The organism is Calothrix sp. FACHB-168 (assembly GCF_963889195.1).
In the GTDB taxonomy this organism is placed as follows: Bacteria; Cyanobacteriota; Cyanobacteriia; order Cyanobacteriales; family Nostocaceae; genus Aulosira; species Aulosira anomala_A.
Genome location: NZ_CAWPNJ010000010.1, coordinates 1 through 22,371, shown reverse-complemented (window position 1 = coordinate 22,371; position 22,371 = coordinate 1). Strand labels below are relative to the sequence as shown.

Here is a 22,371-nt window from a genome sequence, read left to right as displayed (position 1 = left end):
TATATCCTTCCGTCTCCGCAGACCTATTAGCAATGATTCTCGAACTTTTAGAAAGACTTTTTTTTCGCGCACCAGATACCAGTCGGACTCACGTTAAACGTCGCCTGCAATTGGTGATCGCCCACGATCGCGCTGACATCGATCCCCAGAAATTAGAAAAAATGCGACAAGAAATTTTAGAAATTGTCTGTCGCTATGTGGAAGTTGATACAGAGAATCTAGAGTTTTCTCTAGAAAGTAATCAACGAACCACAGCCTTAATTGCTAACTTACCCATTCGTCGAGTTAAAGAAACAGAAACCACAGAAGAATTAGAAAGCAGCGAAACCACAATGCTGTAATTTTTTATTAACTATTGTTTGATTTTATGGCTATTAGCTCACAGCTAATGGCTAACATCTTGATGTGAGAATTAAAATTTCTAAAATCGTTAACTAATATCAATTTGAACTAATACCAATTTGAAAATATCGCTTTCCCATGCCCAATGCCCCATGCCCAATGCCCATTTTCCAGTTAGCATTACATGGGAGTGGGTCGGCTTTTTATTCCCTAAAAAAATCCTGTTGTTACAAATTTAACAACAGGATTATGAAGATTAGATAAACTCAATTATCGAGAAGCAACTTGTGGCCCTGCCCATACATCTGTATGCTTTTGACCAAAAGTAATCGGCTGATCGGCATTTGTGTTGGTAGTGACAATTTTTCCATCAGCTGCTACCTGTACTAATGGCCATTCTTCCTCGCCTAATTGACCAGCGCGGAAGAGTACGCGATCGGGTTGACCTTTACTCCAGCCTAATAATACAGCGATTTTTTCATGATCTTCTTCTGATTCGCCTACAGGAGAAACAGTGTTAGCTTGATTGTTTTGGCTATCCCAAATCACAGCGCGATCTGTTGCATCAGCTGTGTTAAATATCCCTTCAAACCGACGCGCTAAAAAGCGATCGCCTTTTTCTGACCAACTAACCGGAACTAATACCCCAATTGTGCCTTCTGGTTGTCCGGTTTCTGGTGTTTGTTTAACATTTAATAAAGGATCGCCCAATACCGAAGTTGAAGCAATTACCCGCAACTTCTTCGTTTTTACCTCTTCCACAAACAACACGCTAGTAACTCGGCTGTTATACATTTCGGGTTTGACTTCCAGTCTTACCCGACTATAAACCACATACTTACCATCGGGAGAAGCTACAGGTACGCTGCGGTAATAACGCACTCCCGAACCTCCATTAGATGCGATCGCTTCCTGAGTCGCTGTAATCCATTTCCAAGGAATCGGATGAGGACTACCTATGGGATCGTTTGCTGCTTGTTCTGTACCTGGTTGTTCAGAAACCGATGTTTCTGGGTTCGCGTTGGGTTGGGTCGGAGTTAAAATAGGTGTAACTTGAGTTGCAGCCAGTGATTGAGTTAAAATTATATCTCTAGGCAGAGAATTATTTCCTGCTTGTAAAGATTTAATTTTTGAGTGTTTTAACTTTGGCAATAAATTTAATTGTTCGGAATTTAGCTTTGTTGATGGCGCAAGTTCCACGGCTGCTAATGGATCTTTACCACCTACATTGCTGCGGGAAATAGCATAGCCTGGTTGCAGAATACCTTCCACTCCAGCCGCAGACTGCTGATTTTCTACTCCTGATGGCGATTCTCCACTAGTAGCCATTCCTTGCAGTTGAGAGTCAGATTCTGGAGTTGAGGTGTGGCTTGGATCTGCTGTTAATAAATCGGCTAAATCTGGTTCACTAACAGCCGCTATTTCTACGGTAGCTGAACCGGATTTCTCACGATCAGAAGTGTTATTTGCTACTTCTGATTGATTAGCCGAGGTAGAGTGACCTGATGCTGCTACTAGAGGGGCGATCAGTACTGCAATGACAGCATATTTAACTAATGGTTGTGCGCGAAACCATCCTGACAGCAAAAGAGGTTTTAGCATGGGTTGACTCTCTAGAGGGTAGCAGTTGCTGTGTGAGGAGCGTACCTGGGCAGCAATGAATTTGGCTATGGATATAGGTATAACAAGAAACTAAAAGCTTTAACGAGATAATTACCTGAAATTTATTACAGCTTTATAAAACTCAAGTATCATAGTTAACACCTTATCTGATAACCATTCAATATATTCGCTTAGTAACCTGCGAGCAAGTAATATTACAGATTAATTTGGCGATCCAAAGCATACTTATAGATACACTACAGGCATACTCAAAATTTAATACTCAACTTTACCTAGGGGTAATCACGAATGAGTATTAAGCTTAATCATTTAAGTCGTACATAAACAACAGCCGAGATTCGAGTACCTAGGTGTCTAGGACTTTCTACCTAATCACCCGCGACAACAGCGCAGAAACTGAATCTCGGTAAATTTTAGACGTTACCGTAAAAACTGGCAAAGCTGACGCCCGACATATTTCCTACTGAAAAACCAAATACTAGTATCTACGCAAGTTCACCAATTGTCATCTGTTCTACATTAATTGTGAGAACCTATTGACATTTGGATGTAAATACACCTAAAGCTTAATTACAGGAAACACAATAAAACTAAATTTAACAGGTAGATGCACAGTCAATAGTCGTCAGACATTGCTCAAACATTGAGGGCGCTAGAAATAAGAATAATTATTACTAGCTGATATGTTGGCTAACTTAGACCTAATTATAAGTCTATCAAGGAATTTTTGCTTTCACCATTACTTAACAACTTTAGCAGCAAAAAATTTATATATTGCCAGATAATTGCATGATGGTCGCCAGTCAAACCTTTATACCAGATAGCCTACTGGCTATTATCTCACAACTAATGACCCTTGACTAATGACTCTTGACTGTTGACTATTGACTATTGACTATTGCCGATTAACTAACATGAAAATCGTATTTTTTGGTACTCCCCAGTTTGCTGTTCCTACCCTGGAAAAATTGCTGAATAACCCAAATATAGAGGTATTGGCAGTTGTGACGCAACCTGATAAACGCCGAGAAAGAGGGAATAAATTAACACCTTCACCGATAAAAACTCTCGCTATTTCTGCTAATGTACCAGTATGGCAACCACAACGAGTGAAAAAGCATACTGCTACCTTAACCAAACTCAAAGAATCTGGTGCGGATGCGTTTGTGGTAGTCGCCTACGGACAAATTTTATCGTCACAAATTTTAGCAATGCCGAAATTGGGTTGTATTAATGTACATGGCTCAATTTTGCCTAAATACCGAGGTGCTGCGCCGATTCAGTGGTGTTTATATAACGGTGAACCAGAAACCGGAATTACTACCATGTTAATGGATGCAGGAATGGACACGGGAGCCATGCTACTAAAAGCCACTACACCGATTGAGTTACTGGACAATGCCCACACTTTAGCCACAAGGCTAGCTGATATTGGTGCAGATTTACTAGTGGATACTTTATTTAAGTTGGAACGCCAAGAAATCACCGCCATTCCTCAGGATGATTCTCAAGCGACTTATGCACCTTTAATTGAAAAGCAGGATTATGGCTTAGATTGGTCTAGAAGCGCTATGGAATTACACAATCAAATCAGAGGCTTTTACCCTAACTGTAGTGCCAAGTTTCGCAATCAATCGCTAAAAATTACTGCTACCGTTCCCCTTGGTTCTGCTTATAGCTATGAGCTACCACCAGAATTAGAGAAAATAATACGTAAATTACCTGATTTGTCAACATTATCTGGTAGTCCGGGAGAAGTGGTGAGCATTACCAAGGGAATTGGCGCGATTGTGCAAACTGGCGAAGGTATGTTGTTGTTGCGAGAAGTTCAGCTAGCGGGTAAACGTCCTCAGTCGGGATGGGATTTTGTTAATGGTAGCCGTTTAACGGTTGGCGAAATCATTGAAAAAGGCTAAAGTATGAGTTTCATGCTTCAGCCTTTTTCCTTTCATAAAAACGGCAAGATGTACAAGGGCCGGTGGGATTGACTGCACAACGAACAATTTCCGAAAGTGCATTGTAGCTACAGGTAGCATCGCCAACTACCCATCGTCCCTCTACGAAACTTTTCTCAGCAGGTCTTTGAGCAGATTGTACGTAAAGGGCGATATTATGCAAGCGATAGCGCCCTGATTTTAATTGATATTTGTGGCGGCGCTCTAAAACGGCGTAGGTTTTGCCGTCAAAATCGAGATAATTTCCCGGTTGGGGTGTCCAATCCAGTTGCGCTTTACCGAGGGTTTGACGCGGATGCGTCAATATCACCTCGGTTGGTAAAGAGTCTGGCTCCATAGGCTTATGTGATGAGATTTACACTTTGACAACTCACCGCCCTAAAAGTGCGGTGATTCTTGGGCTGATCGCTGCCTCCACCAACAATGTTGATCTTGGTCTTACACGATCATATCTGACTCGACTACACCCGCGATTGGGCAAGCCTCTTAACGAGTCAATCCCACAAGCGTAACTTTCCGTATGCCCTACGGTAGTTTATTTCTTTTTTTCGTCCTTACAGTTTGGATTTACTTTAATACCATTGACTGCTAGGAATTTTGAGATCACGGAGTAGGACGTTTAACCTGTTTCCTCGTCGTTCTCACGGTCAACAACCTATTAAAATTATCTCCCAAAGCCGTCCTACAAGGACGGGGTTTTAGACCTATTTTTCTGATAATTAATAGTTTGCACTAATTAAGCATTCACCAAGCACGGAAGAAAAACAAGGGGGACAAGGGAAGGAGGACACACTTCGACTTCGCTCAGTGAGCGGAGGACAAGGGAGAAATCACAAGAAAATCTCTCTGAACCGTCAACCGTCAACCGTCAACCGTCAACTCATCAATAAACGCCAAGGGCACTACAAAATTAGATTGACAAAATGCTATGATTGGCATCGAAATCAACCCAGGCGATCGCTTAGTCAGTTCTTCAGTTAAGTTTTGCATCCTGACTTAACCTGCTAAGTCCCACCGCCAACTTCTCTACCTGCGCTTTCGCTGTGGGATCGAGATTGATTTAAATTCACAAATCTTCACAAAGTCTATGCTGTTCCAGGAAGCGTGGGGGGTAAGTTTCTGCTGATGAGTTGGTTGATTTATCGGGGAATCAGGCGCTAGAGACCGATAGACACAAGGCTAATCTAACTGGATGCCTATTACATTGTTTAAAGTTATGTAGCCTTTTGATTACGGAGCCTCAGCCACTGCGGTAAACTATGCCTTGATTATAATTCCTTCGCAGAGAAGAACACTCGAAAGGAGCCTTTTTTCAATGTCTCATACCGTAAAAATCTACGATACCTGCATTGGCTGCACTCAATGTGTCCGCGCTTGCCCCACTGACGTACTGGAGATGGTACCTTGGGATGGCTGCAAAGCTGCTCAAATCGCCTCTTCACCCCGTACAGAAGACTGCGTAGGCTGCAAACGCTGCGAAACCGCTTGTCCCACAGACTTTTTGAGCATCCGGGTTTACTTGGGTGCTGAAACAACTCGCAGCATGGGTCTAGCTTATTAGGATCTTGATTTTGCTCGCAATTAACTGTCTTCATTAGCAAGCATTTTTAGCATGGTAGGGTGGCAATTTCCACCCTACAGCATTGTTCTTTAAAAATAATCAAAATTACAAGGAGCGGTAAGCTCCTTTTTCTTTGCTAAAATGTCACTTCTATGATACCAACTAAAAAAGTCGGCGTCATGATCCACAGGTGGGGGTGAAACAAATGTGCGGAATCGTTGGGTATATTGGTACGCAAGCAGCGACAGAAATTTTATTATCTGGTTTAGAGAAACTAGAATATCGCGGATATGATTCGGCGGGAATCGCTACCATTTGGGAAGGTGATGTGCAATGCGTGCGGGCTAAGGGTAAACTGCAAAATTTACGTTCTAAACTAGAACAAGTAGAAACTCCGGCGCAAATTGGTATCGGTCACACTCGTTGGGCAACTCATGGTAAACCAGAAGAATATAATGCCCATCCGCACCTGGATACGGCAATGCGAGTGGCGGTGGTACAAAATGGCATTATTGAGAACTACCGCGAGTTACGAGAGGAATTAAAAGCCAAAGGACATCTATTTCGTTCGGAAACAGATACAGAAGTAATTCCCCATCTCATTGCCGAAATTCTCAAAACATCTCCATCTTCTTTATTAGAAGCAGTTCGTCAAGCTGTCAACCTCCTAGAAGGCGCTTTTGCGATCGCAGTTATTTCTGCTGATTACCCAGATGAGTTGATTGTTGTGCGCCAGCAAGCACCCTTGGTCATTGGGTTTGGACAAGGTGAGTTATTTTGTGCTTCCGATACGCCGGCGATCGTTGCCTATACCAGAGCCGTGCTACCATTAGAAAATGGGGAAATTGCCCGCTTAACACCTCTAGGCGTAGAAATTTACAACTTTGCTGGCGAAAGGCTGAAAAAGCAGCCCCGATTACTCAACTTGAGTCCCACAATGGTAGAGAAGCAGGGATTCAAGCACTTCATGCTCAAGGAAATCTACGAGCAACCGGGAGTGGTAAGGGCTATTTTAGAAGCTTACTTTAGTAATGAAAATAATTCTTCTAGTCATACCCAGTCACCAATTAATCTGGGATTACCTGAGTCATTCTACGCAGACATCGAACAAATACAAATTGTTGCTTGCGGTACGAGTTGGCACGCTGCTTTAGTCGGAAAATACCTGTTAGAACAACTAGCCGGGATTTCTACTCAAGTTAACTATGCATCTGAGTATCGCTATGCGCCATCACCTTTAATAGCGAATACATTAATTATTGGTGTGACGCAATCAGGGGAAACAGCTGATACTTTAGCAGCCTTAGCAATGGAAAAAGAACGTCGCCAAGGTAAAGAAAGTAAATATCAAGCCAAATTATTGGGTATTACCAATCGCCCAGAAAGCAGCCTTGGTCATTTAGTACCCCATATAATTAATACCTTAGCGGGAATTGAAATTGGGGTAGCGGCAACAAAAACTTTTATTGCGCAATTAATGGCATTTTACGCCTTAGCATTGGATTTAGCTGTTCATAGGCAAACAATTTCGCCGGAAAAAATTGCAGATATTATTGAAGGTTTGCGACAAATTCCCAAAGAAATTGAAGCAACTTTAGACATTCAAGAAAATTTAACAGAACAATTAGCCCACGAATTTGCAGAAACCCAAGATGTGATCTTTTTAGGTAGAGGAATCAACTTCCCTATCGCTTTAGAAGGTGCATTAAAATTAAAAGAAATTAGCTATATTCACGCCGAAGGTTATCCAGCCGGCGAAATGAAACACGGCCCCATCGCCCTTTTAGATGCTAAAGTACCAGTAGTTGCGATCGCAGTTCCTGGTAGCGTGTACGAAAAAGTTATTTCTAACTCCCAAGAAGCCAAAGCCAGAGATTCCCGGTTAATTGGTGTCACTCCTGTTAAAGATGGCGAAGCAGGGGAAATCTTCAACGATTTATTACCAGTACCAACTGTAGATGAATTGCTTTCTCCCATCCTCACAGTGATACCTCTGCAATTATTGGCTTATCATATCGCCGCCCGTCGCGGTTTAGATGTTGATCAGCCCAGGAACCTAGCAAAATCGGTAACGGTGGAATAGTTTCTAGAGAGCGATCGCATTTAATTGTGGAAACATAATAAAGTTGTACAATAAATAATAAAGTTGTACAACACATAATAAAGTTATACAATTTTTCCTATGGGTGAGTATCATTCCACCTGTAGGAGATTGTCTTTATGGCTAGAACCAAGCAAGAGTGGACGCAAGCTAAGTTTGAGCGCTACATCAAGGAAGGTCGAGGTCAGGGTAGTGGAAAAAATTATCAACCCTGGATAAAAATTCAAGATTTTCCGTCAAAGGGTAGGGTATCCAGACCACCCGGTTGGAAAACAAACCGAGAGCATCATCTGTTCTCTGATAATGAGAAACGGTTATTTTATTTGTTTGAGTGGTCGGACAGCATTATTGATATAAGAGAGCAATTTCCTTTACTTGACTTAGACTTAGCCATTAATATTGCTACGGAAATGGGGATTGACTATCCCAAAGATGCTAATAATGAGACTCCCTATGTTTTAACTACAGACTTTATGTTATCTGTGAAGCAAGGGAAGCAGATAGTTGAAAAAGCTCGCACTTTCAAACTGGTTAAGGATTTAGGAACTAAATCTATTGCTGAAAAATTTGAGCTAGAAAAGCGTTATTACGCAGCAAAAGGGATTGATTGGGGAATTATTACAGAGAAAGAGATTCCCATGTTTTTAGTCAAGAATGTTGAGTGGATTCATTCTAGTTATAAGTTAGAAGCAGCCGCAGAAATCAATGTTGATGAATTGCATAACATCGCAAATATTTTAAAGTCAAAATTGCAAGAAAGGGATTCCACTATTAATAAAATTACAAACTTATTAGATAAAGAGATGAATTTAGAAGTAGGTACTTCACTCTACATTTTTAAACATCTCCTCGCCAATAAGAAAATAATCATGGATATGCAAACAAGCGCAATATCTAGTTCTATTTCAGCACGAGAAATTCAAAGAATTATTTTCTAGAAATTTATCTTGGTTATTCCTATGAATAATAATTTGTTTGTTAATGACTTAATTGAGTGGGTTGACGAATCAGGAAACAACTTTGTAGAGAGAATTCTTTGGATTGATGAAGCCTATATCATTGCCTTTACGATAGATATAAATATCAAAACTGGATTTCCAGTGTCTAAAAGAGTATCAGATATTCAAGAAGCAATTAATGAAGGTCATGCATTGAAGCTGAGGACAGATCCTTGGGCAAGAATCGTTAGAGATGAAGACTTATCCGCTAAAGAAAAAGAAATTAGAGATAAGTATTGGGATATTATTTCACCTATAGTAATTCAAGAACCATCTATATACTATCGAGATAAACGAGGCTCACTCATTAAACAAGTTATTGAAAATTATAATCATAATAGGACTGAAGGAAAATTAATTGAAAGAAGCGTTTATCAGATTATAAGGAGATACTGGCAAAGAGGTAAAGATAAAAATTCTCTTTTACCTGATTATGCAAATTCCGGTGGCAAAGGCAAAGTAAAAGCATCTGGAGAAAAAAAGAGAGGAAGACCAAGAAAATATGCTCATGAGCCAGAAATTGGTGTAGGTATTAATATAACCAACGAAGATAAAAAAATATTTAGATTAGCCGTTACTAAATTTTATCACAATCGAAAAGAAAATTTTTTGACCACTGCTTATGATTTAATGGTTAAAAACTACTATTCAGAGGAAACTATTTACGATGAGAATGGTGTCAAAAAACATATATTAATTTCACCAGATAAAAGGCCAACATTAACTCAGTTTAAATATTGGTATGAAGTTGAGCAAGGGGACATCAGAAAGAAAATAATTTCTCGCAGGGGAGTTAAAAAATATGCTCTGGAACATAGAGCAATTACAGGAAACTCCACAATGGAAACTATTGGCCCTGGTTCTAGATACCAAATAGATGCGACGATTGCAGACGTGTACCTAGTTTCTGCTTACAATCGCAACTGGATTGTTGGTAGACCTGTTATCTATGTAGTTATTGATGTTTTTAGCCGAATGATAACAGGAGTTTATGTTGGGCTTGAAGGCCCTTCTTGGATAGGAGCAATGATGGCTCTAGCAAATGCAGCCAGTGATAAAGTAGCATTTTGCAAAGAATACGGTATCGAGATTACAGAAGATGAATGGCCTTGTCATCATATTCCTGATGCAATTTTAGGCGATCGCGGCGAGTTAGCAGGTATGAAAGTAGAAACACTAATTCCCAATCTCGGTATTCGTATCGAAAATGCTGCACCCTACCGAGCAGATTGGAAGGGTTTAGTAGAAAGACATTTTGGCATCATCCACGGTCATATAAAACCATTTGTGCCAGGTTACATAGACAAAGATTTCAGGGAAAGAGGAGCAAGAGACTATCGACTTGATAGCAAGCTTGATATAGAGCAGTTTACTGAAATTATTATTAAAATAATTCTCTACCACAACAATGAAAATTACTTAGATAACTATGAAAGAGATGAGACAATGATAGCTGATGATGTTCCCCCCATACCTAGTCAATTATGGCAGTGGGGAATTGCAAATCGGTCAGGTAGACTTAGGACTATTCCTGAAGATATTGTTAAGCTAAATTTAATGCCAACAGAAAACGCAACAATTACCGAACGTGGCATTAAATTTAAAGGAATGTACTACACTTGTGAAAAAGCAAAAACCGAATTTTGGTTTGAAAAAGCTAGAAGTAATTCTCTTTCTAGGTTAGAGAAAAAATTAGAAATTTCATATGACATTAGAAAACCTGATTATATATATCTTCGCTCTCCTGATGGTAGAGACTTTGAAAAATGTTTTCTTTTAGAATCGGAATCACGATATTTTAATAAAAATTTACATGAAATTGAATATTTATTAGCTTTTGAAGAGCTACAAAAACAAAAAAATAAAGGTTTAAAACAACAACAGAAAGTAGACTTAATCGCAGAAATCGAAAGTGTCGTGAATAAAGCAAAAAAAATGACCGAGGAAACGAAAGATGATAAACTGAGTAATAGAAAAAGAACCGCAGGTATTCGAGATAATAGAAGCGCTGAGAAGTCTAAACGTAGAAAGATTGAAGGCTTTGAGCTAGAAAAGAGTGATAATGAAAATACTAGCAATACTGTGGATAATGAAATCCAAAAAGTAGAACAGCCACAATCATTGCAGCCTAATTATCTTGATATTCTTCGTCAGAAGCGAGAGGAACGAAAGCGTGAACAAGATAGATGATTGGACATGGGTTGATATTCCAAATGGTGAATCTGCTGCTGTAGCTAAATATAATGACCATAAATTACCAGAGTACAATAATAACCCTTTGATTCAAGCATTGCCTCCAATCCTTTCTGGAGAAGAATTTATTGAAAAAGCAATAATACTTCCCAGTTACGCGCCTGAAGAGAGGGAATTGGCTGCACACCGTCGATTTCACTGCGTTGAACGATTATCTAGATACTTTCAACCTTTAAATAAAACAGTGAATTTACAGCAGGTTATGTGTGCATTATTAATGCAGGGCTACATAGCACGTAATATTTCCAAACCTGATTATGCACGCCGATCCCGACAAATTTATGAAGCAATAAAAGCGGGAGATGGTAAAAATTTAGATGTTTATGTAAATGTTCCCACATCCACATCCGCATCTGGTTTAACATTAATTGGCCCATCAGGGATGGGTAAATCTACTAATTTTATTAATATTCTTAATTTATATCCTCAAGTAATTCTGCATCCAGAATACAGCACTTACCAAATTGTTTGGTTAAAAGTCGATTGTCCTCATGCTGGTTCTCTCAAAGGCTTATGTACAGATATATTTCTTGGTATAGATAGGTTACTGGGAACCAACTATTTCAAAAAATTTGGTGCATCACGAAATTCTGAAGATTATATGCTGGCTCAAGTCGCTCAAATCGCTCATACACACCATTTGGGAGTTTTAGTGATTGATGAGATGCAAAATTTAGTGACAGCCAGAAGAAGTTGCTCTGATATGCTGAATTTCTTAGTAAAAATGGATAACATCATTGGAGTTCCTGTTATTCGTATTGGTACCAATGAAGCTTTTCCAATTCTTCAAGGTAATTTTAGAAATGCTAGAAGGGGAACTGGTGAAGGAAGCGTTATTTGGGACAGGATGAGAAATGATGATGAATGGTACTTTTTCATGGAAACCATGTGGGAGTATCAATGGACAAAAATATCTACTGATTTTTCCGATGAGTTTAATGATGTTTTTTATGATGAAAGTCAAGGAATTATTGATATTGCCATTAAGCTTTATAAAATGGTTCAATGGAGAGCTATTTCACTGAGTGGGAAAGAGGAAATAAACGTCAATTTAATTAAAAAATCTGCCAAAGACGGATTATTTTTAGTAAAACCAATGCTAAATGCTATCCGCTCTGGAGACAAGGAGTGGATGATTAAGTATAAAGATATAGCTCCTATTGATACTACAGAATATTACAATAATTGTTTATCTAATTTAGAAACTAAAGATTTACAAGAAATTAGCAGATTAGCGAAAAAACAGCAAACTGAAAATGGACATTTATCAGCAACACAACGTCATATAATTCTTAAACTTTTAGAATTAGATGTAGAACCACAATTAGCCAAAGAATGTGCAGCACAAGTAATTAATTCTGGCGAAGAAGATGCTGATATTCCTATGTTGGTAAAACAAGCTTATACTCTAGCTTTGGGGGGGCAAGTTCAGGAGGCTACTGTAACGAAAGTGAGAACTAGCATACTCAAAGCAAAGCCAAAATATCAAGTAAATGATATTCGACAAATTGCTGAAAAAGCAAAGAAAAATCAAACTAGTGCATATGAAGGTTTGAAATCGGCAGGAATTATCAAAGATCCAGTCCAGGATTTTATCACTAACCCCTAATTCTATGCTTAGTTTCTTCCCAAACCTATATCCTGATGAACTGTTATATAGTGCTTTGGCTAGATATCATATCCGAAGTGGCAATAAAACCTTCAAGCAAACTGACCTAGAACTATTTGGTTACAGTTCTCAGCAGCTATGTAAAGTTACTTTAACCAATAATTTGAATTATTTAGTTAAAAACTTGTCTTTATTTTCTCAGTTAACAGTCAGCGATTTGCTACAAAATCATACTCTATACCCTTTTTATTCAACTTTCTTAATACCCCAGCAAGCTTGGCAATTACAAGACTCTATGAGGAACAAGCTAAGTGGCTCTATTCTAGAGGTTGCAAAAGTAGTTAATCATCCTACTGAAAACTCAACAAATTTTTTAAAGTTTTGTCCTGTGTGTCTAGAAAAAGATACACAGGAATATGGTGAACCATACTGGCATAGAATTCACCAAATACCAGGTATATTAGTTTGTCCCACCCATAGAATTATTTTGCATGATAGCTCTGTAGCTGTTGATTCTAAGGGTATACATTATCATGCTGCGAGTCCAGAGAACTGCCTGTACAATCAAAATCAAGTCAAATATACTGATAGCACTGTAGAAAAATTATTAATCTTGGCTCAGGATATTTGGGATACAAGTAATATCAATATTTCTTTTAAAGGTTTGGCTTGGCTCCGCAATCAATATCAGTACTATTTAATTAATCAAAAGTTTATGAACCTCCTACCTGGGGGTAAATTTAGATTTAACCAAAAATTTTTTTCAAATTCCATCTGTAAATTTTATGGGCAAGAGTTTCTAGAAATAATTAATCCAAAGTTAATCAGAAATTCAGAGAAATACTTTTCTAGTTATTTACTGGGTTGTGATCTGAATCCAGTAATTGACAGGATTACACATATATTGATAATAAAATTTTTAGCTAATTCTGTAGAAAGATTTTTTACATAACATACTTGTTAGGCTACTTAATATATCAAAATATTTTTTTGCAAAAAATATATTAATTTACTTGAAATTGCATAACGATTAAAGATATAGCAATAGATTATGGTAGAGAAATAACATCAATTAACCTCAGAAGTAGTAATTTTTCTGAGACATAAAAGAAATGGCTGATCATTTTCACTTATCAACTCAGAACCATGTCACAGGGGTTTTAAATCATCAGTTAATCTACGTGGACTTAAGCTTTCGTGTAATTGGTCAGACTTTACCCATAGACCACGGCTATGGTTTATATGCTGCACTGACTCACTTACAGGACAAACTTCATTCTCTAGATGACCTCAGCATTCAAACTATTCCTGGTATTCCTGATGGTAAAGATTCACTTCATCTTAATAACCACTCTAGGCTTCGGATTCGGCTACCAGTAGACAAAATACCTTTAGTTTATACGTTTGCGGGTAAATCACTAACAATTGGCAGGCATAAGATTAGTTTAGAAATTCCCCAAATGTATCTCCTTCAGGCAGTGGAGAAATTGCGATCGCGTATTGTGGTTATCAAAGGATATGAAGAACCAGACGCTTTTTTAGCAGCAGCGCAGCGTCAACTGGAAAGACTGGGTATCCAGGGAATAGCCAGTATACCTACCAAAGCTGATGGCAAACCCGAACGCAGAAGTATCAAAATTAAGAAATTTACAGTAGTAGGTTTTGGATTAGAGGTAACAAATTTAAGGGATGAAGATTCAATAACCTTGCAAAAATACGGTGTCGGCGGAAAGCAGAAAATGGGTTGTGGAGTGTTTGTACCAGTTAACGAAAAGCGATAACAGTTGCTTAAAAGCAGATGATAAATACAACAGCTAACTCCAAAATTCAGTTAAATCTGGGTGACTCTAGTACTACTTTGTTACATCGCGCAGGGATAGCAGGATTTTGGATGACGCTTAAACAGTTGGAAAACATATATCCGAATCCTGCTCAACGTACTGGTAATTTAACCTGGGTGCTGACACCCCATAGCATCAATCTTAACTGGGAAGGACAGGATTTCACAGCTTTGGACTGGTTGCTAAAGCAATCTTTTCAAATTAGTGATGAGGGCTTAATTGCTCTGACAGGATTAAATCCACAAACAATGGATTTTGAAAGACGAATAATAATCCATCAAGGTATTACAGGAACTTTTTTACAGCATAATAAGTTTTTCAAATCTTCAAACAAGAAATTAAAGTCTATAATTGTTGACGGCAAAAAATTTGTGACTGAGTACAAAAGTGCTATATCTTATGCTCACCAGCACTTTGCTAAACAGTTGTGTGACGAATCTGGGCAATTTTTACAAGAGCCAATTGGTATAGTAGGTTGGCTGTATCCAGGAGCAGTAGTTCGTCATTTTGCTTTTGCAAAACAAACCAAATTTGAAGAAAACCCAGAGTATGCACTAGCTTTGTTGTTTGCTCCTGTAGCGTGCCACTATTTTATTTGGCGATCGCACACCAAACCCCAATCTACAAAGTATATTCTGGTTGTCCCTGAAGTAAATAATTTAGAGATTTACGCCCAGCATTGCTGGAATCTGAGTAATTTAAGTTACAGAGATTTTCATGTATCTAGCTTAAGAGACGCTGGATTAAAATTCCTGACTGATGAAACAGCAGTACAGGTAAACCAAAATTGTGTTAAACGATGTCAGGTTTTTTCTTTTGGTACGCTAATTTGGTCAGAACAGCAAAAAGTTCGTACAGAAACAGCAATATTAGAGCTAACGGAAAAAGTGAGCTTCTACTATAAGCTTGGTCGCAGTTGTTTCCCCCATTGCCGAATCGTTTACTATCAAAATCAACATTTTATTCTTACAAGTCTGGTGCAAGGAATAATTGCTAATAATTTAGGCTTAGGTTCGCCTTGGTGGAATGATTTTGGCAACATACTTATATCTAGTAAGTTATTTAATCAAATAGCTGACGAAAATCAAGGAATTTATACGATGATTCAAGAGTCTGAATGGGACATAGAATCGCAAAAGCTGTTTATTAAAGCCTGTCATGAAGCATTAAAGGTAACATACGCCAAAATTTATTCCCGAACCAAGGAAAATGAATACGCTCAAATTGAAAGAGAAAATACAAAAATTATATCTCAACTAGGACGCTGCACTAATGCTGAAAATTTTAGGAAATTTATTGCGGAATTTTGGGGTAAAGCAGGGCAACTGTCAATTCTAGAAGAACACTGGGAAGAATTACTACCTATAACAACAGGTATTATGAATTGGAAAATGGCTAGGGATTTAACTTTTATTGCAATTGCTAGTTATCCCAAAAGTAAGAACATTAAGCCTGAATCATCAGAAATATCTCAGACAATTAGTGAATGATTAGAATTTTTTCTATTTTCTGAAATCAATGAATTTCAATTTTTAGGTAAATCCTGAATGTCTCATCTGTTTGGTAACATTTTAACTATTTATGGTACTGCTGCTAATAATCGAGGTGAAAATGAAGGTAATATTACTACCCTACAAAAAATAAACTGGAAGGGCGAAGTTAACACCACTGTCTCAGCAGAGGCAATTCGTTGGGCACTGCGTTACTACTGGCAAAATTCTGGTTATGAAGTGAATCGGCGTTGGGATGAAAATGCCCAACCACTTGCTGCTCATATCTTGCAAGACATCAACTTTAATAATGTTCGCTTCATTGATGATGATGTTTTAGGATTTATGCAAACAGAAGCAGCAAGAGTTGAAGCAGGTGATCAATCTGGAGGTGAAGTCCAGGAAGCATCTGCAGGAGAAATTCAAAATGTATCCCAAGATGAAGAGGCAACAAGCTCTAAAGGCAAGCGTAAAAAAACTTCGCAACGCAAAGGACGAGAAAGGCCACAAGGGAGAGTCACCGCTAAAAGAGGTGTACTAGAGGTTACTCGTGCAGTATCATTGATTCCCTATGGGGGAAACATTACTTTTAATGCAGTCAGTGGAACAAAAGGACGAACTTCTCTTTATGGAACAGAAGTTCATGCTACTCGTTATCAGTATGGTTTTGCGTTGACACCTAACAGTCTCCAAGATAAATCTCGGATCAATGCAGTTTTGAATGGCTTAATTTCAATTGGAGAAGTGGGAGGAAATCATGCCCGTTTTTTATACGATTTTTCCCCAGATAGCATAATACTACGCTGGACACATGATTTCTCGCCTCGTTTTTTGTATTGTTTTGAACAAGATGAATGGGGAAATATATCAGTTCCAGATTTGGTTAGACGGGTAGAAGCTGAAGATATTGACCCAAAGGAATTATGGATTGGAGGAGCAATTGCTAAAGATTTAGGAAATTTGGGTGCAAATGTGTTCCCAGGTGTGAAGAAGGTAGTAGAAGAATTACTAAAGGTCATTACACGAGACTTACAATTCCCACCAAGGAGTTCATAATGTGACGACTATTGCCTTAAAAGTAGAAGTCCCTATTGCTTGTTTTCGCCAGTCTCGTGCTAGGGAGTATGTAGAAACCTATCCTGTACCACCACCATCAACAGTATATGGGATGTTACTGTCTCTTGTAGGGGAAGTTAATAGATACAAACACTGTGGGGTAAAGCTGGCGATCGCACTTATATCTGAACCAGCAAAGTCAACTGTAATTCGTACCTTTCACAGATTGAAAACGAAGAATATTCATGACCCTAAAAATAATAAACCTGATTACCAGGAGTTACTAACTAATATTGAGTTTGTAGTTTGGGTAGACGCTGGGGTAGATAAAGCGAAACCCAATTTAGTGCAACGTTTAGAAGAGGCATTTACTAACCCAGCTTCTATTAATAGGTTTGGTGGACTATGTTTAGGTGAAAGTCGGGATTTAGTAAATGATATTACCCTCTTACCAAAAAATTACTATGCAGAACTAATGCGATGGTTAATCCAAGATGAATACGGGTTGTTAACTTTACCTTATTGGGTAGACCATGTAGGTTCGCGGGGAACACGATGGTTAAGTTACGAGATTCAAGAATGTCAAGTATTGCAACCACCTGAATTATCTTGGACTTCAGTTCAAAGTGATTAGAGGCTATTATTTTATTTTGCAAGTACCTTTGCTTGGGAAATCTCAATACCATGAGCAATAGCCTTGTCGTCTTATTTGACAAGCCTTTTAGGGATTTTATATGCATCCTAGATGCTTGCAATTTCCTGTAACACACTCAACACAAGAGTTTACGGCTTGAACAACTTTCCTTGTGCTATGAATAGCTATTAATTTTTGCAACTGGACTAATCCTGAGTGATAGATGCTTGTAAAATTGAACTAGAGCTTAGGCAAGTCAACAAGTTTGGCGATCGCCGTGCTTCAACATTAGATGCCGTTAGGCGTTGAGCAGGCAGATGTCACGGCAGATGCTGGCTGAGGAATTGGGTGTGCTTCAACATTAGATGCCGTTAGGCGTTGAGCAGATAAAGATGTCCCAAAAACCTCAAACCATGTAGGAGTGCTTCAACATTAGATGCCGTTAGGCGTTGAGCCGGACAATGCTCAATTTATCTATCCTCAATATCTAGCGGGTGCTTCAACATTATGAGATGCTATTAGGCGTTGAGCAACAAGATAGGCTCAAGTATTTGCGTTTAATATACTGATATCTTTCACCAGTACAGATGAATTGCTTTCCTTAAGAGGCAACTGGTGAGTATAAATACGTTCTCACTGAGTACAAAACTAGTCCTCTTGAGTCTCGTCTTTCCAAGAAATTTTAGCGATAATTTTTTCCCATTCCTCAATTTGCTTCTGTATTTGCAATTTGCGATCGCCTAAATCTTGTCTATCATCAACAGGCAAACCCTGACTGGTTAACCGTTCACGGTAGAGAGCAATCAGTTCGTTTAGGGCTTTTTTATTGCTTGCTGATCCTCCAAGCTCAGAGAACTCACATTGACTGGAATCAGCTTTCTACCAATTCTCTCCACAAATTCAGACCGACTTAAATCCATGCTCTCGGCGATCGCATCTAATCCATCAATCCCAGTAGGAGTTAGGGCTAGGTTAACTCGTTTCTTTACCTCATCGTACAGTTCTGGTACGTCTTTTTGACCTTTTTGCCCTTTCTTACCCATTGCCGTCTAGTTTTGACATTCCTCCCCATCATAGTAAACACATTCCGAACTTAAGTTAAATATTAAAACTTTATCAAACACTCTAGGTATTGTGTAATCCCTAATTTAATTAGATAATTTAGGTATTGCGCAATGCCTAAAGATGATTTTTGTAAGAATATGAGCTACTAATTGCACCGTTTGATTCATCAACATCTCAACGGCTTAGTCGTCATGGGCAAGCATTAATTGCTTGTTGCCCCATTCAGATTAATCAAAATCTGCTAGATAATTTCGGCATTTTTTAAGGCTATATGGTTAGTTTTTTTCCTAAACCTTATCCAGATGAAATTTTATATAGTGTCATTACTCGTTATCATATTAGATGCGGCAATACGAGTCCAAAAATTACACTTCAAGAGTTATTTAATTCACAAACTACTGTGGCAACAGTAGATTTACCATCGAATCTTAATAATTTAATTCAAAACCTACAATTTATCTCAAATTACCAAGTTGAAGATTTCATATATAAACATACTCTCTATCCTTTATACAGCCCTTTTCTGCCTGCAAATAGGTCTAGTCAGATTCTAGAATCTATGAAAGGAGATTATGGAGGAGATATTCATACAAGAGCCGGAATTATGGCAAGCTCAATTACTATGCCAAAATATTTTCGGTTTTGTTCAACTTGCCAGGAAGAAGACTTAAAAAATTATGGCGAACTCTACTGGCATCGCATCCATCAAATACCAGGGGTTTTAGTTTGTCCATTTCATGGTGAATTTTTGCAAAATAGTCTAGCTCCCTTACACGGTTTTAATAAGCATGAATATTATGCAGCTAGTACAGACAACTGTTCTATTACTAGAGAACCAAGTATTTTTAGCACTGATACGCTGAAAAAATTACAGGTATTAGCCAAAGATTTTTGGTGGTTAATAAATAGTGAAATACTTTCTCAAGAACCACAGTGGTTTCGCAAACAATATACCAATCTGATGATTGAGCAAGGTCTTGCAACTGCAACTGGTCGAATTCACCAGACAAGACTACTGGATAATTTTTTGTTTTTTTATGGTCGAGAAATGCTCAGTGCCGTTGATTCAATGGTAACTCATAATGATTCAAGCAACTGGGTTACTAGTATTGCCAGGAAGCATAGGAAATCTTTCCATCCTCTTAGACATCTGCTGATGATGCGTTTTTTGAAAACATCAGTAGAAGAATTTTTTAAGCAAGATACTGAATACAAGCCTTTTGGCAAATCTCCTTGGTTGTGTCTCAATGCTGCCGCAGAACATTATCTACAACCAGTGATTACCAATTTAGTCATTACTTTATGCAGCGATACAAAAAAGCCTGTAGGTACTTTTTCTTGTTCTTGTGGAATGATTTATTGCCGGACTGGGCCTGATGAAACAGATGAAGACAAACTTCGCATCGGTAAAGTCAAGGCATTCGGTCAACTATGGGAGCAAAAGCTGAAAGAGTTGGTGGAAGTTGAAAAGTTGGGTTTGCGGGAGACAGCCAGAAGATTAAATGTTGATGCCAGAACTATCAAACGCTATGTATCTCTGCTCAAACTGACAGCTTATTGGCAGGCTAGAAAAGAGAATAGCTCTGTAGACTTAGAAGAAGTACCAAAAATACATCCCAATTATGCAGCTGAACTTAAATGCAAACACAGGCAAAATTGGATAGCTTTACAAGCACAAAATCCTGAAGCTTCAAAGACAACTCTGAGAAAGCTAGCACCAGCAACCTATACTTGGCTATACAGAAATGATAGGGAATGGCTCAATCAAAACTCACCCGCATTACAAGTTGCTGTTCCTTCTGTAGCGAGAGTGGATTGGCATGAGCGAGATCAGCAAATTCTCACTCAGGTTCAAGATAGAGTGAGATCGCTACTTAACGCAAATGAACCAGAGAGAATTTCTATTAGTAGGGTCGGAAAAACCATCGGCTTACTTGCATTACTGGAAAAACACCTTGACCAAATGCCTTTAACACAGGCTTATTTGGAATCAGTCGTTGAAACTGTAGAAGAGTTTCAGATGCGCCGAATCAAGTGGGCAATCAAGCTGCTTGATGAATGTGGAGAAGAAATTATGGGCTGGAAGGTAGTGAGACTTGCTGCTTTGCGGGAGGATTGCTCTGAAAAAGTCAACACATTTTTGGACAGTGAACTTGATAAAGCATTGAAGAAAGACAGGTAATTCAATTCACCTCTCCAAGTGATGGGATAAATGCTTTGTATTTTATGCTGCGTCGGTACAAGTAAGCCATTAACGACAATGATTATTTGCGCTGCTAAAGGAGTATCACAGCATTGCCTGTCATAGCTATTACATGGTTGTGCTAATCCCTTTACTCTCCAGATTTTGGTAGAAAGTGCCAAGAAGTTGGGAACCATTCCAAACTCGATACAGTTCTTAGGTTAGGTGAAAATTGCTCTGAAATAGTACAAGCATATCTTGAGAAAGAAATTTTGAGATAAAGGTAGTCAGTGGCTGGAGATTTTTGGCTGATATAGCAGTTGAAGCATAGATTAGGACAAGAACTAATGCTCAAACATTGACACTAGGCGGGTTTCAAGGCTGTTCCTTGCTATATTGCTATTCATCAAAATTTGGCAACAAAAAGAGACGTGAATTTAACCACGTCTCTAGATGATAGAAAAATAATTGATGCCAGTGGTTATGCTACATCCGCTACCAGCAACCTGTTGACAGCAATGATGAATAGCTGTGCTAACTCAGGAGTGTCACAACAAGGTCTTATATCAGATTTGAAGGAGCGAAATTGCACCATTAATCTCTTATCTCTTGCCGGATGAGGGGTTTTCTTGTTCTTCAGCATCCAGCCATGCACGAATTAACTCAAGCGCCTTTTGACTCATCGTTGTTCGATGCTTGGCACAGGCAATCTTGAATCTGGTTCTCTCTGGCTCCGGCAGAAAAACTCGGAAATTTACTGTCTTATCTTCTTCTGTCACAACTGCCCTATCAACACGAATTAGCCTTATTGTGGCATTTGGTCTGTGCAGATAAAATACGGCAACTACAGCAGTTGCATTAACTGACCCATTTGGTCTATCCTAACTTCCATAGTCTATTGGCAACATTTAGACTTCACTGCTGAACTTGAGCAGCCAAAAAAAATACCAAAAGCCAGCGCCCAACTTTCCACGGCTGACGCTGGCTTCTGGTTTCCCCATTCAAGGAGATTTTATCTATGGTAAACCCTGTGAGTGTTCAACGCGATCGCTCGGATATTTATCAACAGGCTTTAGATGACTTTGGCATTACACAGCTATTATCACGGTTAAGCAATTTTTCCCATCCAGATGTTGATACAGCATACTTGGTGGAGAAACAAGAGCTAGAAAACCTAGCAGTAATACTCATCCAAAGGTTAACGAATAGCCTCGAAAGTAATTTAATCGCCAGTTATTTAAGCGCTATTGAGCAAGGCAAATCTGATTTACTTTTAGGTCAAATTAATTTAGAAATTCCGCCGCCGTCGATTGAGTTACCAAATCATTTCCCCAACGTCGAAATACCTCGCTTTTTGTACGGCGACAAACTACGCTGGGTTTCGTCTGATGATGTCACAGATTGGGGAATTGCGATCGGCAGATTTTACAGCTTTGCTCCCCATCGCTGCTGTTGGATGTGGCGCTACCTGATTTGGTTGGCTAAAGATAGTCCTAGCGCAGCCTGGACAATTGCTGATACGGCTTGGGAAGAAGACCTCGAACCTTTCACTCCAGCAGCAGCATCATGAACAAAACTCGTCCCATAACTGAACGAGAGCAAAAGTTGATTCAGCTTTACGCTAACTGTCGCTTAGGAATGACTCCCCAACAGTTTTACTC

Annotated in this window: 19 protein-coding genes; 14 read left to right on the top strand and 5 right to left on the bottom strand. The window is 38.8% G+C overall.

The features are described from left to right. Positions 1-32 precede the first annotated feature (32 nt). Positions 33-341 carry a cell division topological specificity factor MinE gene (gene minE, locus AACW45_RS04015; protein WP_190631337.1) on the top strand — a complete coding sequence of 103 codons (309 nt, stop codon included), beginning with the start codon at positions 33-35 and terminating at the stop codon, positions 339-341. 271 nt (positions 342-612) lie between these two features. Here the strand turns inward: minE and AACW45_RS04010 are convergent, their stop codons facing one another. After that, positions 613-1,944 (bottom strand): hypothetical protein, encoded by a 1,332-nt coding sequence (locus AACW45_RS04010; protein WP_190631335.1) that lies wholly within the window; start codon positions 1,942-1,944, stop codon positions 613-615. A gap of 935 nt (positions 1,945-2,879) precedes the next feature. Between AACW45_RS04010 and fmt the strand changes: the two genes are divergently transcribed. Further along, the gene (gene fmt, locus AACW45_RS04005) at positions 2,880-3,881 is read left to right on the top strand and encodes a methionyl-tRNA formyltransferase (RefSeq protein ID WP_190631333.1); all 1,002 of its coding nucleotides are present in this window, start codon (positions 2,880-2,882) and stop codon (positions 3,879-3,881) included. A 10-nt stretch (positions 3,882-3,891) separates the two neighbouring features. Here the strand turns inward: fmt and AACW45_RS04000 are convergent, their stop codons facing one another. Together AACW45_RS04000 and AACW45_RS03995 are read right to left on the bottom strand one after the other, a co-directional pair. Then, the gene (locus AACW45_RS04000; RefSeq protein ID WP_096643843.1) at positions 3,892-4,257 is read right to left on the bottom strand and encodes a DUF6464 family protein; all 366 of its coding nucleotides are present in this window, start codon (positions 4,255-4,257) and stop codon (positions 3,892-3,894) included. A gap of 524 nt (positions 4,258-4,781) precedes the next feature. Beyond that, a complete protein-coding gene (locus AACW45_RS03995) occupies positions 4,782-4,910 on the bottom strand; it encodes a hypothetical protein (protein WP_277880282.1) in 129 nt (42 codons plus the stop codon). 325 nt (positions 4,911-5,235) lie between these two features. Between AACW45_RS03995 and psaC the strand changes: the two genes are divergently transcribed. From psaC to cas5, 10 genes are all read left to right on the top strand, one after another. After that, positions 5,236-5,481 (top strand): photosystem I iron-sulfur center protein PsaC, encoded by a 246-nt coding sequence (psaC, locus tag AACW45_RS03990; RefSeq protein WP_012411495.1) that lies wholly within the window; start codon positions 5,236-5,238, stop codon positions 5,479-5,481. 205 nt (positions 5,482-5,686) lie between these two features. Then, positions 5,687-7,564, top strand: a complete 1,878-nt coding sequence (gene glmS, locus AACW45_RS03985) for a glutamine--fructose-6-phosphate transaminase (isomerizing) (protein ID WP_190631331.1) — start codon at positions 5,687-5,689, stop codon at positions 7,562-7,564. A gap of 137 nt (positions 7,565-7,701) precedes the next feature. Beyond that, positions 7,702-8,520 carry a TnsA endonuclease C-terminal domain-containing protein gene (locus AACW45_RS03980; protein ID WP_190631329.1) on the top strand — a complete coding sequence of 273 codons (819 nt, stop codon included), beginning with the start codon at positions 7,702-7,704 and terminating at the stop codon, positions 8,518-8,520. Between the two features lie 21 nt (positions 8,521-8,541). Continuing rightward, positions 8,542-10,770, top strand: coding sequence for a Mu transposase C-terminal domain-containing protein (locus AACW45_RS03975; protein ID WP_190631327.1), 2,229 nt, complete (start codon positions 8,542-8,544; stop codon positions 10,768-10,770). Continuing rightward, on the top strand, positions 10,754-12,442 hold the full coding sequence (locus tag AACW45_RS03970; RefSeq protein WP_190631325.1) for an AAA family ATPase: 1,689 nt from the start codon (positions 10,754-10,756) through the stop codon (positions 12,440-12,442). The genes AACW45_RS03975 and AACW45_RS03970 overlap by 17 nt, the downstream gene beginning before the upstream one ends. 4 nt (positions 12,443-12,446) lie before the next feature. Next, on the top strand, positions 12,447-13,394 hold the full coding sequence (locus AACW45_RS03965; protein ID WP_190631323.1) for a TnsD family Tn7-like transposition protein: 948 nt from the start codon (positions 12,447-12,449) through the stop codon (positions 13,392-13,394). Positions 13,395-13,554: 160 nt separating this feature from the next. Then, positions 13,555-14,223 (top strand): type I-MYXAN CRISPR-associated protein Cas6/Cmx6, encoded by a 669-nt coding sequence (cas6, locus tag AACW45_RS03960; protein ID WP_190631321.1) that lies wholly within the window; start codon positions 13,555-13,557, stop codon positions 14,221-14,223. 17 nt (positions 14,224-14,240) lie between these two features. Then, complete coding sequence (cas8a1, locus tag AACW45_RS03955) at positions 14,241-15,773, top strand: type I-MYXAN CRISPR-associated Cas8a1/Cmx1 (protein WP_190631319.1); 1,533 nt, start codon at positions 14,241-14,243, stop codon at positions 15,771-15,773. Positions 15,774-15,830: 57 nt separating this feature from the next. Then, positions 15,831-16,829 (top strand): type I-B CRISPR-associated protein Cas7/Cst2/DevR, encoded by a 999-nt coding sequence (locus AACW45_RS03950; RefSeq protein ID WP_190631318.1) that lies wholly within the window; start codon positions 15,831-15,833, stop codon positions 16,827-16,829. A gap of 1 nt (position 16,830) precedes the next feature. Then, positions 16,831-17,463: a type I-MYXAN CRISPR-associated protein Cas5/Cmx5/DevS gene (cas5, locus tag AACW45_RS03945; protein WP_190631315.1), complete on the top strand. Its 633-nt coding sequence runs from the start codon at positions 16,831-16,833 to the stop codon at positions 17,461-17,463. An 812-nt stretch (positions 17,464-18,275) separates the two neighbouring features. Here cas5 and AACW45_RS03940 read toward each other — a convergent pair. Then, on the bottom strand, positions 18,276-18,506 hold the full coding sequence (locus AACW45_RS03940; protein ID WP_190631313.1) for a hypothetical protein: 231 nt from the start codon (positions 18,504-18,506) through the stop codon (positions 18,276-18,278). Positions 18,507-18,799: 293 nt separating this feature from the next. Here AACW45_RS03940 and AACW45_RS03935 point away from each other — a divergent pair, with 293 nt between their 5' ends. Continuing rightward, the gene (locus AACW45_RS03935) at positions 18,800-20,710 is read left to right on the top strand and encodes a TnsD family Tn7-like transposition protein (protein ID WP_190631311.1); all 1,911 of its coding nucleotides are present in this window, start codon (positions 18,800-18,802) and stop codon (positions 20,708-20,710) included. 602 nt (positions 20,711-21,312) lie between these two features. Here AACW45_RS03935 and AACW45_RS03930 read toward each other — a convergent pair. Further along, on the bottom strand, positions 21,313-21,489 hold the full coding sequence (locus AACW45_RS03930; protein ID WP_190631308.1) for a plasmid partition protein ParG: 177 nt from the start codon (positions 21,487-21,489) through the stop codon (positions 21,313-21,315). 239 nt (positions 21,490-21,728) lie between these two features. Between AACW45_RS03930 and AACW45_RS03925 the strand changes: the two genes are divergently transcribed. Beyond that, entirely contained in the window at positions 21,729-22,280 is a 552-nt protein-coding gene (locus AACW45_RS03925; RefSeq protein WP_190631306.1) for a hypothetical protein, read from the top strand. Positions 22,281-22,371: the final 91 nt, after the last annotated feature.

Excerpts from the sequence above, each read along its gene's own strand:
- psaC (WP_012411495.1), top strand. The coding sequence starts at position 5,236 with ATGTCTCATACCGTAAAAATCTACGATACCTGCATTGGCTGCACTCAA.
- AACW45_RS03940 (WP_190631313.1), bottom strand. The coding sequence starts at position 18,506 with ATGGGTAAGAAAGGGCAAAAAGGTCAAAAAGACGTACCAGAACTGTAC.
- AACW45_RS03950 (WP_190631318.1), top strand. The coding sequence starts at position 15,831 with ATGTCTCATCTGTTTGGTAACATTTTAACTATTTATGGTACTGCTGCT.
- AACW45_RS03965 (WP_190631323.1), top strand. The coding sequence starts at position 12,447 with ATGCTTAGTTTCTTCCCAAACCTATATCCTGATGAACTGTTATATAGT.
- AACW45_RS03980 (WP_190631329.1), top strand. The coding sequence starts at position 7,702 with ATGGCTAGAACCAAGCAAGAGTGGACGCAAGCTAAGTTTGAGCGCTAC.
- AACW45_RS03995 (WP_277880282.1), bottom strand. The coding sequence starts at position 4,910 with ATGCAAAACTTAACTGAAGAACTGACTAAGCGATCGCCTGGGTTGATT.
- AACW45_RS03935 (WP_190631311.1), top strand. The coding sequence starts at position 18,800 with ATGGTTAGTTTTTTTCCTAAACCTTATCCAGATGAAATTTTATATAGT.
- AACW45_RS04010 (WP_190631335.1), bottom strand. The coding sequence starts at position 1,944 with ATGCTAAAACCTCTTTTGCTGTCAGGATGGTTTCGCGCACAACCATTA.
- glmS (WP_190631331.1), top strand. The coding sequence starts at position 5,687 with ATGTGCGGAATCGTTGGGTATATTGGTACGCAAGCAGCGACAGAAATT.
- AACW45_RS03925 (WP_190631306.1), top strand. The coding sequence starts at position 21,729 with ATGGTAAACCCTGTGAGTGTTCAACGCGATCGCTCGGATATTTATCAA.
- AACW45_RS03975 (WP_190631327.1), top strand. The coding sequence starts at position 8,542 with ATGAATAATAATTTGTTTGTTAATGACTTAATTGAGTGGGTTGACGAA.
- cas6 (WP_190631321.1), top strand. The coding sequence starts at position 13,555 with ATGGCTGATCATTTTCACTTATCAACTCAGAACCATGTCACAGGGGTT.
- cas8a1 (WP_190631319.1), top strand. The coding sequence starts at position 14,241 with ATGATAAATACAACAGCTAACTCCAAAATTCAGTTAAATCTGGGTGAC.
- minE (WP_190631337.1), top strand. The coding sequence starts at position 33 with ATGATTCTCGAACTTTTAGAAAGACTTTTTTTTCGCGCACCAGATACC.
- fmt (WP_190631333.1), top strand. The coding sequence starts at position 2,880 with ATGAAAATCGTATTTTTTGGTACTCCCCAGTTTGCTGTTCCTACCCTG.
- AACW45_RS04000 (WP_096643843.1), bottom strand. The coding sequence starts at position 4,257 with ATGGAGCCAGACTCTTTACCAACCGAGGTGATATTGACGCATCCGCGT.